This window comes from Mesorhizobium sp. B2-4-13 (assembly GCF_006658535.1).
Taxonomy (GTDB): domain Bacteria; phylum Pseudomonadota; class Alphaproteobacteria; order Rhizobiales; family Rhizobiaceae; genus Mesorhizobium; species Mesorhizobium australicum.
Window position 1 is genome coordinate 208,484 of record NZ_VFVB01000002.1, and the last position, 13,182, is coordinate 221,665.

At 63.3% G+C, this 13,182-nt stretch carries 15 protein-coding genes; 10 read left to right on the forward strand and 5 right to left on the reverse strand.

Annotation, left to right across the window (positions count from 1 at the left end; translation table 11 throughout):
- Positions 1-4 precede the first annotated feature (4 nt).
- On the forward strand, positions 5-1,246 hold the full coding sequence (locus FJ936_RS05155; RefSeq protein WP_015316088.1) for an MFS transporter: 1,242 nt from the start codon (positions 5-7) through the stop codon (positions 1,244-1,246).
- A gap of 67 nt (positions 1,247-1,313) precedes the next feature.
- Here FJ936_RS05155 and FJ936_RS05160 read toward each other — a convergent pair whose 3' ends face one another.
- Positions 1,314-2,171: an alpha/beta hydrolase gene (locus FJ936_RS05160; protein WP_140617696.1), complete on the reverse strand. Its 858-nt coding sequence runs from the start codon at positions 2,169-2,171 to the stop codon at positions 1,314-1,316.
- 151 nt (positions 2,172-2,322) lie between these two features.
- Between FJ936_RS05160 and FJ936_RS05165 the strand changes: the two genes are divergently transcribed.
- From FJ936_RS05165 to FJ936_RS05190, 6 genes are all read left to right on the forward strand, one after another.
- Positions 2,323-2,751, forward strand: a complete 429-nt coding sequence (locus FJ936_RS05165; protein WP_140617695.1) for a MarR family transcriptional regulator — start codon at positions 2,323-2,325, stop codon at positions 2,749-2,751.
- A gap of 237 nt (positions 2,752-2,988) precedes the next feature.
- Positions 2,989-3,630 carry a 50S ribosomal protein L25/general stress protein Ctc gene (locus FJ936_RS05170; protein ID WP_015316085.1) on the forward strand — a complete coding sequence of 214 codons (642 nt, stop codon included), beginning with the start codon at positions 2,989-2,991 and terminating at the stop codon, positions 3,628-3,630.
- A gap of 24 nt (positions 3,631-3,654) precedes the next feature.
- Positions 3,655-4,410: an aminoacyl-tRNA hydrolase gene (pth, locus tag FJ936_RS05175; protein WP_141906197.1), complete on the forward strand. Its 756-nt coding sequence runs from the start codon at positions 3,655-3,657 to the stop codon at positions 4,408-4,410.
- 96 nt (positions 4,411-4,506) lie between these two features.
- Positions 4,507-5,610: a redox-regulated ATPase YchF gene (ychF, locus tag FJ936_RS05180; protein WP_015316083.1), complete on the forward strand. Its 1,104-nt coding sequence runs from the start codon at positions 4,507-4,509 to the stop codon at positions 5,608-5,610.
- A 172-nt stretch (positions 5,611-5,782) separates the two neighbouring features.
- Entirely contained in the window at positions 5,783-5,989 is a 207-nt protein-coding gene (locus FJ936_RS05185) for a type II toxin-antitoxin system RelE/ParE family toxin (RefSeq protein WP_141906198.1), read from the forward strand.
- Positions 5,990-5,993: 4 nt separating this feature from the next.
- Positions 5,994-6,368: a helix-turn-helix transcriptional regulator gene (locus FJ936_RS05190; protein WP_141906199.1), complete on the forward strand. Its 375-nt coding sequence runs from the start codon at positions 5,994-5,996 to the stop codon at positions 6,366-6,368.
- 115 nt (positions 6,369-6,483) lie between these two features.
- Here FJ936_RS05190 and guaD read toward each other — a convergent pair whose 3' ends face one another.
- A complete protein-coding gene (gene guaD / locus FJ936_RS05195) occupies positions 6,484-7,851 on the reverse strand; it encodes a guanine deaminase (RefSeq protein ID WP_141906200.1) in 1,368 nt (455 codons plus the stop codon).
- Between the two features lie 136 nt (positions 7,852-7,987).
- Here guaD and FJ936_RS05200 point away from each other — a divergent pair, with 136 nt between their 5' ends.
- The 3 genes from FJ936_RS05200 (at position 7,988) to FJ936_RS05210 (ending at position 10,396) form a co-directional block, all read left to right on the forward strand.
- Positions 7,988-9,322, forward strand: a complete 1,335-nt coding sequence (locus FJ936_RS05200) for a solute carrier family 23 protein (RefSeq protein WP_015316080.1) — start codon at positions 7,988-7,990, stop codon at positions 9,320-9,322.
- Between the two features lie 151 nt (positions 9,323-9,473).
- Complete coding sequence (locus tag FJ936_RS05205) at positions 9,474-9,941, forward strand: MaoC family dehydratase (protein WP_140721692.1); 468 nt, start codon at positions 9,474-9,476, stop codon at positions 9,939-9,941.
- Complete coding sequence (locus FJ936_RS05210; RefSeq protein WP_015316078.1) at positions 9,938-10,396, forward strand: MaoC family dehydratase; 459 nt, start codon at positions 9,938-9,940, stop codon at positions 10,394-10,396. Before FJ936_RS05205 ends, FJ936_RS05210 begins: the two co-directional genes overlap by 4 nt.
- A gap of 158 nt (positions 10,397-10,554) precedes the next feature.
- Here the strand turns inward: FJ936_RS05210 and FJ936_RS05215 are convergent, their stop codons facing one another.
- The 3 genes from FJ936_RS05215 to FJ936_RS05225 form a co-directional block, all read right to left on the reverse strand.
- A complete protein-coding gene (locus FJ936_RS05215; RefSeq protein ID WP_015316077.1) occupies positions 10,555-11,100 on the reverse strand; it encodes an adenine phosphoribosyltransferase in 546 nt (181 codons plus the stop codon).
- Positions 11,101-11,330: 230 nt separating this feature from the next.
- Entirely contained in the window at positions 11,331-12,026 is a 696-nt protein-coding gene (locus FJ936_RS05220; RefSeq protein WP_015316076.1) for a phosphatase PAP2 family protein, read from the reverse strand.
- A gap of 282 nt (positions 12,027-12,308) precedes the next feature.
- Positions 12,309-13,181: a cytochrome c1 gene (locus tag FJ936_RS05225; RefSeq protein WP_141906201.1), complete on the reverse strand. Its 873-nt coding sequence runs from the start codon at positions 13,179-13,181 to the stop codon at positions 12,309-12,311.
- Between the last annotated feature and the right edge of the window lies 1 nt (position 13,182).

Here is a 13,182-nt window from a genome sequence, read left to right on the forward strand (position 1 = left end):
TATCTTGACCGATACGACCGCCACCAGCGTCGCGCCGCCTGCGACCGCCAGTCACGCGTCAGCCCAGGCTACGGCCTTCACCGTTATCCTGGCGGTGAGCCTCTGCCACTCCATCAACGACATCATGCAGTCGCTGTTATCGGCCATCTATCCGCTTCTGAAAGACAATTACGGCCTCGACTTCTGGCAGATCGGGCTGTTGACCTTCACCTTCCAGGTAACGGCATCCCTGCTGCAGCCGATCATCGGCGCGGTCACCGACAAGCGGCCGATGCCTTACTCGCTGCCCTGGGGCATGGCATCCTCGCTGATCGGCCTGGTCGTGCTGGCCTATGCCGGGCACTATTACCTGCTGCTGATCGGGGCCTCGCTGATCGGCATCGGTTCGGCGATCTTCCATCCGGAATCCTCGCGCATTGCCCGCTTCGCATCCGGCGGCCGGTTTGGCCTGGCGCAGTCGCTGTTCCAGGTCGGCGGCAATTTCGGCCAGTCCATGGGTCCCTTGCTGGCCGCCTTCATCGTCGTGCCCTTCGGCCAGACCAGCATCGCCTGGTTCGCCGTCGGTTCGCTGATCGGCATCGTCATCCTGTGGCAGGTCGGCGGCTGGTACAGCCGCCTGCGCGCCGCGCAAGGCAATCGCAAGGCGGCAAGCTTCGTGTCGCCCTTCCCGCGCCGCAAGGTAATGTGGGCCCTGGCGGTGCTGACCTTGCTGGTGCTGACCAAGAACGCCTACATCGCCAGCCTGGCCAGCTACTACACCTTCTATTCCATCCATAAGTTCGGCGTTTCGGTGCAGATGTCGCAGGTCATGCTGTTCCTCTTCCTCGGCTCTTCGGCGCTGGGCATCCTGCTCGGCGGTCCCTTCGGCGATCGCTATGGACAAAAGGCGATGATCTGGTTCTCGATCGTCGGTGTCCTGCCCTTCACCCTGGCGCTGCCCTACGCCAACATGGAATGGACGATGGTGCTGACCGTGCTGATCGGCCTCATCCTGTCGTCGGCCTTCTCCAACATCGTCGTCTTCGCGCAGGAGTTGGTGCCGGGCCGCGTCGGCACGATCGCCGGCATCTTCTTCGGCTTCGCCTTCGGCGTCGGCGGCATCGCGGCCGCGGTGCTTGGCGTCGTCGCCGACATGAAGGGCATCGACTTCGTCTTCCAGATCTGCTCCTACCTGCCGTTCCTGGGGCTGCTGACGGTGTTCCTGCCCAACATGAAGGAAGCCCGGAAGGCGCAAGCGGCCGCTTGAATCATCTGTTCCAGGCAAAAGGCACCCGCCATATGGCGGATGCCTTTTTCTGTTCAGGCAGAGGGCTTCAGGCCTTGAAGAAAGCCAGCAGGTCGGCGTTGATGACATCGGCGTGGGTGGTGGCCATGCCGTGCGGAAAGCCCTTGTAGACCTTGAGCTCGCCCTTCTTGAGCAGCTTGATGCTCAGCAGCGCCGAATCTGCGATGGGAACGATCTGGTCGTCGTCGCCATGCATGACCAGCACCGGCACGTCGATCTTCTCGAGGTCTTCGGTGAAGTCGGTCTCCGAGAAGGCTTTGATGCAGTCGTAATGCGCCTTGGTGCCGCCCATCATGCCCTGGCGGTACCAGTTGTCGATAATGCCCTGCGAGACCACGGCGCCCGGACGGTTGAACCCGTAGAACGGGCCAGCGGGAACATCCAGATATAGCTGCGCGCGGTTGGCGGCGACGCCCGAGCGGAAGCCGTCGAAGACCTCGATCGGCAGGCCGCCGGGATTGGCCGGGGTCTTGAGCATGATCGGCGGCACCGCGCCGAGCAACGCTGCCTTCGCGACACGGCCGCCCGCTCCATACTGGGCGACATAGCGCGCCACCTCGCCGCCACCCGTCGAATGGCCGACATGGATCGCGTCCTTGAGGTCGAGATGCGCGACAAGTTCAGCCACATCGGCGGCATAGGTGTCCATCTCGTTGCCGATATCCGTCTGCGTCGAACGGCCGTGGCCGCGGCGGTCGTGGGCGATGACCCGGTAGCCTTGGCCAAGGAAGAACAGCATCTGTGCATCCCAGTCGTCGCTGCTCAGCGGCCAGCCGTGATGGAACACGATGGGCTGACCGGTTCCCCAGTCCTTGTAATAGATCTGCGTGCCGTCCTTGGTGGTGATCGTGCCGCTGCCTGAGCCTGGTTTGGTCTGCGAGGTCATCTCAATCTCCGTTTGATTGCTGTCGCGATAAACAATATCACGATATCAATATCGCTAACCCAGCTCGAGGTTCTTGTCCATGGAAATATGTATCGCGATATCTTTTTCCGTGGTACATAATGCGTGCGCTTAATCGGTAAAGGAATTCACCGTGCCTCTCCCGCTGGACAATCAGCTCTGCTTCACGCTCTACGCCACCAGCATGGCGATCAATCGCACCTACAAGCCGATGTTGGACGAGATGGGGATCACCTATCCGCAATATCTCGTGCTCAACGCGCTGGGCGAGGCCGACGGCATGTCTGTCGGCACGATCGCGCACAGGCTCGCCCTGGAATCGAGCACGGTCACGCCGCTGGTGAAGCGGATGGAGCAGGCCGGCCTGGTTACCCGCCAGCGCAGCCAGACCGACGAGCGCCAGGTACAGGTCGACCTGACACCGGCCGGCCGCAAGCTGCTCGTCCAGTGCAACTGCCTGAACGCGACCCTGGTCGAACGCTCGGGCATGACGCTGGCCGAACTCGACACGCTGAACCGGCAGGTCCAGGCGTTGCGCGACGCGTTGAGCGGCGACCGGTAGCAACGGCCTTCCCACCCGCCGCTTGCACGCCTGCCCGCCTTCCGCTATAGAGCCGCCACCCGCGTAGACACCCTTGGAGGCAACGCGGCGGAAGGCTGCCTTCCCCTTGTGATCCCGAACAAAGATCCGCTCGCTGCGGTTTCCGGCATTCGGACATCGAGGTCTGGCGGCTTTCGACGTTTACGGCCTGGTACATTGCCAACCGTAGGCGCTCCATAACACGCGAAAGGAAAAGCCATGAGCCACGATACTTACGAGCTCAAGGCCGAAGCGCGCGAACAGGTCGGTAAGGGGTCCGCCCGTGCAGTTCGCCGCAACGGTAAAGTGCCTGCAGTAATTTATGGTGACAGACAGCCTCCCCTGGCGATCGCGCTCACCTACAAGGACATCTACTACAAGATCCACGGCGGCGGGTTCCTGACCACGATCGCCACGATCGATGTCGACGGCAAGAAGATCCAGGTCCTGCCGAAGGACTTCCAGCTCGACCCGGTCAAGGATTTCCCTGTCCATGTCGACTTCCTGCGCATCGGCAAGGACACCGAAGTCAACGTCGATGTTCCCGTGCACTTCATCAATGAAGACAAGTCACCCGGCATCAAGCGGGGCGGCGTGCTCAACATCGTGCGTCACGAAGTCGAGTTCCACTGCCCGGCCAATGCGATCCCGGAATTCATCACCGTCGATCTCACCGGCGCCGACATTGGCGATTCGATCCACATCTCGTCGGTCAAGCTGCCGGCCGGCGTCAAGCCCGTCATCTCCGACCGCGACTTCACCATCGCGACCGTTGCCGGTTCGTCGGCGATGAAGCCGGAGACCGAAGAGACAGCTGAGGCCGCGGCTCCCGAAGCGGCTCCCGCCGCCGAAGAGAAGTAACTCTTTTCACGCCCGGAGGCGACGATGCCAGAAAAGACAGCGCTTGTCTTTGCCGGCCTCGGCAATCCGGGCGCGAAATACGCTGAAAACCGGCACAATGTCGGCTTCATGGCGGCGGACGCTATCGCCCGCCGCCATTCCTTTTCACCCTGGTCGAAGAAGTTCCAGGGCCTGATTTCCGAGGGCACGCTCGGCGGCGAAAAGATCATCCTGATCAAGCCGCAGACCTTCATGAACCTGTCCGGCCAGTCGGTCGGCGAAGCGCTGCGCTTCTACAAGCTCGACCTTTCCGCCCTCACCGTCTTCTATGACGAGATCGACCTTGCCGAAGGCAAGCTGCGCATCAAGACCGGCGGCGGCGCCGGCGGCCACAACGGCATCCGCTCGATCGACGGCCATGTCGGCAATGCGTACCGCCGTGTGCGCATCGGCGTCGGCCATCCCGGCGTCAAGGAAATGGTCCAGCATCATGTGCTCGGTGATTTCGCCAAGGCCGACCGCGACTGGCTCGACCCGCTGCTCGACGCGATTGCCGACAATGCGGCGATGATCGTCAAGGGCGACGAATCCGGTTTCATGAACAAGGCCGCCCTTGCCGTCCAGGGCAAGACCGGCGCCGAACCGGAAAACCCGGCGCGGAAGCAGTCGAGCCCGAAACAGCAAAGCCCGAAACAGCAAAGTCATGTCCGCCAGGCCCGCCCTCAGCAGCCGGTCGCCAAGCTGCCGGAAGGCGGCCCCATGGCCGCCATGCTGAAGAAACTGTTCGGCAACAAGGACTGAAGCGTAGGCGCATGCGGCGTCACGGGACTTGACGTTCCCAACCCCTATCGCCCATAGCCTCATCAAATTTCGCTTTTCCCGATAGGACCGGACAAAATGGGTTTCAAATGCGGCATCGTTGGCTTGCCCAATGTCGGCAAGTCGACGCTCTTCAACGCGCTGACGAGAACGGCCGCCGCGCAGGCCGCCAACTACCCGTTCTGCACCATCGAACCGAACACCGGCGAGGTGGCGGTGCCCGATCCGCGCCTGCAGAAGATCGCGGCGATCGGCAAGTCGAAGGAGATCATCCCGACCCGCATCTCCTTTGTCGACATCGCCGGCCTGGTGCGCGGCGCCTCCAAGGGCGAAGGCCTGGGCAACCAGTTCCTCGCCAACATCCGCGAGGTCGACGCCATCGTGCATGTGCTGCGCTGCTTCGAGGATGACGACATCACCCATGTCGAGGGCCGCATCGACCCCGTCGCCGACGCCGAGACGGTCGAGACCGAGCTGATGCTCGCCGACCTCGACAGCCTCGAGCGCCGCATCGTCCAGTTCCGCAAGCGCGCCGGCAGCAAGGACAAGGAAGCGACGACCGTGCTGCCGATGATGGAGGCCGCGCTCGAGCTGCTGCAGGCAGGCAAGCCGACCCGCATCCTGCTCGACGGCATCTCGGCGGAAGATCTGCACATTTTGCAGGGCTTGAACCTTCTGACCTCACATCCCGTGCTCTACGTCTGCAACGTCGCCGAGGCGGACGCGGCCACCGGCAACGAGCACACCAGGGCCGTGGAGCAGATGGCCGCAGCGCAGGGCGCCCGCACTGTCGTCATTTCGGCCGCGATCGAAGCCGAGGTTGCGCAGCTCTCCGACGAGGAAGAGATGGAATTCCTGTCCTCGCTCGGCCTCGACGAGCCCGGCCTGAACAAGGTGATCCGTGCCGGCTACGAATTGTTGCAGCTCATCACCTATTTCACCGTTGGGCCGAAGGAGACGCGCGCCTGGACCGTGCACAAGGGCGCCAAGGCGCCGCAGGCGGCCGGCGTCATCCACACCGATTTCGAGCGCGGCTTCATCCGCGCCCAGACCATCGCCTACAACGACTTCGTCACGCTGGGCGGCGAAGTGGCGGCCAAGGAAGCCGGCAAGGCACGCGACGAAGGCAAGGAGTACGTCGTCCAGGACGGCGACATCATGCTGTTCAAGTTCAATACCTGAGGAGGTCGCGGCGGAGCGACCCAACCGTCAGTCGGACAGCACCATCCCTGCCGCAGAGCTCTCGCGGGGGTATTGAAGACCATAAGTCGCCTTACCCCGATCAGCACCCGGTGGAGACCGATGAAAGCCATGTCCCATTATTTGCTAACGCAAATTTCTAGCTTGCGCGCGGATGCCCGCCAACACGGCTCGGCTGATCACTGCTAAAATCGGCCAATATGCAGCCGAACCGGCCAGCTTGGCGAAAAATGTCAAACGGCTGAAAGGCCGGCCAGGCTTCAGGCTTAGGGTCGGGGACTACCGTATTATCTTCGATCAGGAAGGCACGGTAATGGACATTCTGGAGATCGGACCGCGCGGTAGCATCTACGAGGGATGAGGACATGAACAAGCCCACCATCATTACCACGCCGAATGGCGACCGTATGGCTATTCTGCCACTCGCTGATTACGAGAGCCTTGTTGAAGCGGCGGAGGACGTGGCCGACATTCAAACCTACGATCAGATCAAGCAAAAGATCGCTGCCGGCGAGGAGGAGCTTATTCCGGCCGCCGTCGTCAACCGCATCCTGGACGGCGAGAATAAGATCCGCGTCTGGCGCGAGCATCGCGGGATTTCGGCTCGCGACCTCGCTGAAAAGACTGAGATCAGCGCAGGCTATCTCTCGCAGATCGAGACAGGCACCCGCGACGGTAGCTTCGACACGATCAAGCGCATCGCCGCCGCCCTCAATGTCTCGGTTGACGATCTCGTATAGCGCCCGTTGCGAAAGACGAAAACGGGCTGTCGTATTCCATGCTCGCAGGCGCTGCCGACGTCGGCACAGGGCCATGTTTATTCGCGCAGGCGAGGCCACTACAAGTGAGCGTAGCTTAGCTACAGCCGACCACCGCCCGGCCTCCGACCCAAACAGTGGCAATATTGGCCCGTGCCGCATTGAGCACGATCTTCTGAAAGACGTCGTCGAGCGTATCGTCGGCGCAGTTGACATGGATGTTCGAGGCGCTCGCTTCGGTGTCGATCAGCAGCGCGTCGAATTCGTGTCCGACGCGAAAACTGCCTGTCGGCAGGTCGAGCGCTTCCGCGCCTCCCGCGGTCGCCAGCCAGAACGCTTCCTGATGCGTGATCGGCTCGCCGGGCGCGCCGCGCTCCTTTGCCGGCAGGCCGGCATGCACGCCGCTCTGCAATGTTCTCGAGGCCGACAGCGCGTTCCGGCAACCGTCGAACAGCGATGGGCTGTAGCCGCCTGAAATATCGGTGCCGAGCCCGACATGCATGTGCCGGTCGAGCGCCTCCCGAAGCGGAAACACTGCATTGGCGAAGTAGACGTTGGACAGCGGGCAATGAGCGACGCCGGCGCCCTTCTCCTTGATCAGGTCCATGTCCTGCCCATCGATGAAGTTCGAATGCGCCAGGATCGTATGACGGGTGAGCAGGCCGAAACCATCGAGGCTTGCCGCATCCGTTTGGCCGAAGCGCGCTTCCACGAACTGCTTTGCCCAATCGCTTTCGGAGCAATGGGTCTGCACGTGGCAACCGAACTCTTCCGCGAGTTCGCCCAGCCCCTGCAAGGCCGCGTCGGTGCAGCTTGGAATGAAGCGCGGCGTGATCACCGGCTGGACAAGCGGCCTCTCGCCCGGATCCAATGACATGACGGCCTCGATGAAGCGCCTGGTATCCGAAACAGCGCTTGCCGCATCGGCATCGCGATAGAAGGGCGGACACTGTTCGGGGTCGTCCATCACCACCTTGCCGACCAGGGCACGCTGGCCTTTCTCAAGACATGTCTCGGCGAGCGCCACGCTCGCCGAGACATGGACGGTGGCGAAATAGAGCGCGGTGGTGGTGCCGTTGGCGAGCAGATTGTCGACCAGATCAGCATAGACCGCGCGAGCATAGTCCAAATCCGCATAGCGGGCCTCGAGCGGAAAAGTGTATTTCCGCAGCCAGACTTCGAGCGGCACGTCCAGCGCCTTGCCCATCTGCGGCCATTGCGGCGCATGGATGTGCAGGTCGACGAGCCCCGGCAGCAGGAACTGCCCCTCGCCAAGTTCCACCAGCCTGCCCGCCCGGCGGGCATCGCTTATCGTGGCCGTGTATTCCGGGTGGCCGGGCGCCAGGATCTCGGCGATGCGCCCCTGTGCGTCGACGCAGAACAGGTGCTCCTCCAGCACCTCCAGCCTGCCGCGCTCAGGCGTATGGAAGGCGGTGCCGAGCAGCGTGAAAGGATCTGCCGTCATATCGTCGCTCCGGTGCTGCTGGCGGGCGGGGCTGCCAATGCGTGGCCTAGAAGAAAACAGTTGGCAAACATTTCCGCCGCTGTCCTTTGCCGCCGACTGATCCCATGATCGGCCGGGAATTTCCAGAGGGGACATCATGGAACGCGTTGCGCCAGAAATCAGTTTGATCGCCCAGCCGGACGATCCATTGCCCCTGGGCAAGGCCGCCCTGCTCGGCCTCCAGCACGTGCTGGCGATGGACGTCTATATCGTGCCGTTCATCATCGCGTCGGTGCTTGCCTTCAGCGTCGGCGACGCCGGCGCCTTCATCCAGTCGGCCTTCGTGGCGGCAGGCATCGCAACCCTGATCCAGTCGCAGTTGCTGATGCGGCTGCCCGTCGTCCAGGGACCGTCCTTCGTCCCGATCGGCGCGGTGCTGGCGATTGCCTTTGGCGCCGGCGGCGGCCTGCCGGGCCTGTCGGCCGTGATCGGCGCACTCATTCCGGGCGCCATACTGGTCATGCTTCTGGGATCGCCCACAAAGCTCTTCCACCGCCTCGTCAACCGCTTCGTGCCGTCCATCGTCGGCGGCGCCATCATCATCGTCGTCGGCGTCGCGCTGATGCCGGTGGCACTGAAGGAGAGCGTCTTCGCTGTCCACGGCACCGCCACCGTCGGCGGCAACATCGTCCTCGCCTTCGTCGCCGCGGCGGTGCTTGTCGGCTGCATGCTGATCGGCATGGCGCTTGGCGCGAAAGGCGCATGGCTGCGCCTGCTGTCCGTGATCATCGCGCTTGTGGCTGGCAGCGTGGCCGCCGCCTTCATGGGCCAGCTCGACATGACGGGCGTTTCCGCCGCGACCTGGTTTTCCATGCCGCGCATCGCCTTCCTCAATCTCGATGTCACCTTCTCCTGGTCGGCGACGCTGACCATGCTGATCGTCTACATCGTCGTCCTGGCCGAAACCACCGGCACCTGGTTCGCGGTCGGTGCCGTCATCGACAAGCCGCTCTCGGACGAGCAGCTCGACCGGGGCGCCACCGGCGAAGGCCTCGGCTGCCTGATCAGCGCGCTGCTGTGCAGCACGCCGGTCACCGGCTATTCGTCCAACGCCGGCATCATCGCCATCACCGGCATCGCCAGCCGTGCCGCCTTCGGGGCGGCCGGCATCTTCCTGGTGCTGTTCGGGCTGATCGGCAAGCTTTCGGCGGTCATCGCCTCAATCCCGGGGCCGGTCATCGGCGGCGTCTTCGGAGTGCTTTGCGTCGTCATCGCCATGAACGGTTTTCGGGTGGTGCGCGGGACGCCGCTGACCGAACGCAACATGCTGGTCATCGGCCTGCCCATCCTGATGGCGCTGTTCGCCACGCTGGTACCGCCGGATTTCGTCAAGACGCTGCCCGATATCGTGCAGTACATTCTGGGCTCATCCATCGCCTTCGGCGCCGTCTGGGCGATCGTCCTGCACCAGATCCTGCCGAACGCCCGCTAGGCGATCGGAGGCGCCGCGGCTGGCCCCTACTGCCGCCGCGGGCCCGATCGCGCCGGCTGGCTCACCAGAAAGGGCTTGACCAAATCGCCCGCGGCCTGCATCCGGGTTTGCCGATCCATACGGATCGCGCGTTCTGCAGGGATGCCAGACCATGACCGGCAAGACATGGGCCTATGAGGACTTCGTCGAGGGGATCTCGTTCGATCTCGGCACCAAACAGGTGAGCGCGGCCGAAATCATCGAGTTCGCCAGCGAGTTCGATGCCCAGCCGATGCATCTCGACGAGGGGGCCGGCAAGGCGAGTATCCTGGGCGGCCTCTCGGCTTCAGGCTGGCACACCTGCGCCATGTTCATGCGCATGCTGTGCGATGCCTTCCTGCTGGACTCCACCTGCCAGGGCGCACCAGGAGTCGATCAGGTCAAATGGAAGAAGCCGGTGCTCGCCGGCGATACGCTGCGGGGCAGCCTGGTGGTTCTGGCCAGGCGCCTGTCGAAATCGAAGCCGCAACTCGGCTTCGTGACCATGCGCAGCGAACTGGTCAACCAGCGCGGCGAAAGCGTCTTCGAGCTCGAGAACTCCGTCATGTTCCTGACGCGCGACGCGGGGAATGCGGCATGACGCTCGACGAATTCTTCCGCATCGGCACCACGGTGACGCTGGGCTCGCACAGATTCGAGCCCGAGGCGATCAAGGCGTTCGCCCGCAAATACGACCCGCAGATCTTTCACATCGACGAAGAGGCCGCGAAGAAGAGCGTGCTCGGCGGCCTCTGCGCCTCCGGCTGGCATACCGCCGCCACCTGGATGAAGCTGAACCTGGAGAGCCGCCTGGACGCCGAAGGCTGGGACGGCCCGGTGCCCGAATTCGGCCCCTCGCCCGGATTCAAGAACCTGAAGTGGCTGAAGCCCGTCTTTGCTGGGCAAACCATCACCTTCACGCGCACGGCGCTGTCCCACCGCCCCATCGCGTCCCGCCCCGGCTGGCGGTTGCTGGCGCTCCTCTGCGAGGCCACTGATTCGACCGGCGGCAAGGTGCTGGAGTTCGAAAGCGCGGTGCTGGTGAAGGTGGAGTAGTCTCTTCCTTCGCCCCGTTTACGGCGTGGCCGAAGGGCGGATGAGGCGGCACCCGCGCTGGTTATCGTGTTGCCTCCCTGCCCTTCGCTATCGCTCCCGGCGTTCGAGACCTTTGAAAGGTCCACTGGACCTTTCAATTTGCCCTCGGCAAACCGGTCTCAAACCCCCTCGAACCCGATCAGCGTTCGCACCGGCACGCCGAGCGCTTCGAGCTTGGCGCGCCCGCCCAAATCCGGCAGGTCGATGACGAAACAGGCGGCGAGAATGTCGGCGCCGATCTGGCGCAGCAGCTTGACCGCCGCTTCCGCCGTGCCGCCGGTGGCGATCAGATCGTCAACCAGGATCACCTTCTCGCCGGGCGCGACGCCGTCCTTGTGCATCTCCATCTCATCCAGCCCGTATTCCAGGCTATAAGCGACGCGCACGGTCTCATAAGGCAGCTTGCCCTTCTTGCGGATCGGGACGAAACCGGCCGAGAGCTGGTGGGCAACGGCGCCGCCCAGGATGAAGCCGCGCGCTTCGATGCCGGCGATCTTGTCGATCTTCTGCCCGGCATAGGGATGCACCAGCTCGTCGATGGCGCGGCGGAAGGCGCGCGCATTGCCGAGCAGCGTGGTGATGTCGCGAAACAGGATGCCGGGCTTGGGATAGTCCGGGATGGTACGGATCGAGGCCAGCAGCGTGTCTTCGAGAGAAGGTTTCATGAAGCGGCTCCGAATGATCCGGCTGACAAAGTGAACGGCGCGGGGCCGATCGTAACCCGGCGCGACCGACAACGGCTAGCGCGATGTGGCGACCGAGACAAGCGCATCCGGCAAAGGAATTGACTACGGGCTGGGAGCAACCACCAGGCGATTTTCCTCCTGTTGGGCGCAGCCACGAAAAAGGGGCGCCCGAAGGCGCCCCGCTCGAACGGATGGCTATCGGCCAAATCCTACATGCCGAGATCGGAACGAAGCTCCGCCCTGGCCACATCGTACTCGGCCTTGAAGTCATCCCGGTTGAGCAGGACGGCGGCAATGACGCTGCCGGAAATCTTGCCCATCTCGACGTCGGACGGATAGTGGATGCCGCCGACGATGCGGTTGTGGGCGAACTCGGCCGCGCGCGCCATGATCTCAGCACGCCTTTCCGGAACCATGTCGGACAGGATGATGCCCATCATCGTGCCGACGGTCGCATGGCCGGACGGCCAGGAACCGGAGCTCGACAGCTTGACCACCGGCTTGACGAGATCGCTGAGCTGGTGCGGACGCGGGCGCTTCCAGACATCCTTGGCCGGATCGACGACGGCGCCTTCGGTCTCCACCACGCGATCGAAGAAGGCGCTGAATTTCGGCAGCTTGTCCTTGTTGAAATTCGGCCCCATGACATCGGCGAAACGCCAGACGTTTTCCTCGGCGTCGGCGATGGCGCGGGCTTCCATCTCGGGTGTGCGCGTGACCTGCATGGTCAGCACTTCGCCAAGCTCGGCCTTGGTCTCAGCCGAATCATTGGCCGGCGGCGGCGGCAGGATCATCGTCAGGTCGACATCCTTGTTGGTGATGAATGGTTTTGCGTCTTCGGCGCGGGCCGCGGAACCAACGACGAGCAGCAGCAGGCCTGCCGCAAGCGATGCGTATCTTTTCATGGGCGTGATCCTTTGATGAGAGCGCCGCAGGATCGCGATGTGTGGTGACGGCCATGTGACACCGCCGAGACGTGGAGGCGCAATCCACTCAAAAAGCAGAAAGGGCACCTCGCGGCGCCCCATGTTGTACACTGAACGGCCCAGGGCCTTTGAGATTCAGGTCAGGCGGAATCGAAAACGATGGTTTCCGAGAACCGGAGCGGAGCGTACTTGAAGTACGTGAGCACCGGAAGCGCAGGAAGCCATGGTTTGCAGACCGGCCTCACCTGAAGATCAACAGGCCTAGTGCGCGACGGCTTCCCACACCTTGCGCTTGGTCAGGTAGACCAGGGCGCCGAACAGAAGCAGGAACACCAGCACGCGGAAGCCCATCTTCTTGCGGTCTTCCATGTGCGGCTCGGCAGCCCATGTCAGGAAGGCAGCCACGTCGCGGGAATACTGGTCGATGGTCTGCGGCGAACCGTCGTCATAGGTGACCTGGCCGTCGGAGAGCGGCTTGGGCATCTTCAGCGACACGCCGGACATGAAGTACGGGTTGTAGTGCGTGCCTTCGGGGATGACCATGCCGGCGGGCGGCGTCTGGTCGTAGCCGGTCAAGAGCGAATGGATGTAGTCGGGACCACCGGCATCATACTGGGTGAAGATATCGAAGACGAACTGCGGGAAGCCGCGCTCGACGCCGCGCGCCTTGGCCAGCAACGACATATCCGGCGGCGCCGCACCGCCATTCGAGGCAGCGGCGGCTTCCTCATTGGCGAACGGGGCCGGGAAATGGTCGGACGGCTTGCCGGGACGGTCGAACATGTCGCCGGCATCGTTGGGGCCGTCATGGATGGTGTATTCGGCTGACAGCGTCTTGATCTGCGCGTCGCTGTAACCGAGGTCCGAAAGCGTGCGGAACGCCACCAGGTTCATCGAATGGCAGGCCGAGCAGACTTCCTTGTAGACCTTCAGGCCACGCTGCAACTGCGCCTTGTCATAGGTGCCGAACGGGCCGGTGAAGCTCCAGCCCATTTCCTTCGGCTCGTTGATCGGGAAATGCGTCGGTGCCGCCGCGTTGTGCGCCTCTTCGGCCGCGAACGCCCAAGTGCCTGCAACTCCGGTGCCGGCGGCCACGAGGCCGACCAGCGCAAGCGAGGTGAGAATCTTTTTCATG

Coding starts and splice junctions, on each gene's coding strand:
- FJ936_RS05160 (WP_140617696.1), bottom strand. CDS start 2,171: ATGACCTCGCAGACCAAACCAGGCTCAGGCAGCGGCACGATCACCACC.
- FJ936_RS05170 (WP_015316085.1), top strand. CDS start 2,989: ATGAGCCACGATACTTACGAGCTCAAGGCCGAAGCGCGCGAACAGGTC.
- pth (WP_141906197.1), top strand. CDS start 3,655: ATGCCAGAAAAGACAGCGCTTGTCTTTGCCGGCCTCGGCAATCCGGGC.
- ychF (WP_015316083.1), top strand. CDS start 4,507: ATGGGTTTCAAATGCGGCATCGTTGGCTTGCCCAATGTCGGCAAGTCG.
- FJ936_RS05185 (WP_141906198.1), top strand. CDS start 5,783: ATGCCCGCCAACACGGCTCGGCTGATCACTGCTAAAATCGGCCAATAT.
- FJ936_RS05190 (WP_141906199.1), top strand. CDS start 5,994: ATGAACAAGCCCACCATCATTACCACGCCGAATGGCGACCGTATGGCT.
- guaD (WP_141906200.1), bottom strand. CDS start 7,851: ATGACGGCAGATCCTTTCACGCTGCTCGGCACCGCCTTCCATACGCCT.
- FJ936_RS05200 (WP_015316080.1), top strand. CDS start 7,988: ATGGAACGCGTTGCGCCAGAAATCAGTTTGATCGCCCAGCCGGACGAT.
- FJ936_RS05205 (WP_140721692.1), top strand. CDS start 9,474: ATGACCGGCAAGACATGGGCCTATGAGGACTTCGTCGAGGGGATCTCG.
- FJ936_RS05210 (WP_015316078.1), top strand. CDS start 9,938: ATGACGCTCGACGAATTCTTCCGCATCGGCACCACGGTGACGCTGGGC.
- FJ936_RS05215 (WP_015316077.1), bottom strand. CDS start 11,100: ATGAAACCTTCTCTCGAAGACACGCTGCTGGCCTCGATCCGTACCATC.
- FJ936_RS05220 (WP_015316076.1), bottom strand. CDS start 12,026: ATGAAAAGATACGCATCGCTTGCGGCAGGCCTGCTGCTGCTCGTCGTT.
- FJ936_RS05225 (WP_141906201.1), bottom strand. CDS start 13,181: ATGAAAAAGATTCTCACCTCGCTTGCGCTGGTCGGCCTCGTGGCCGCC.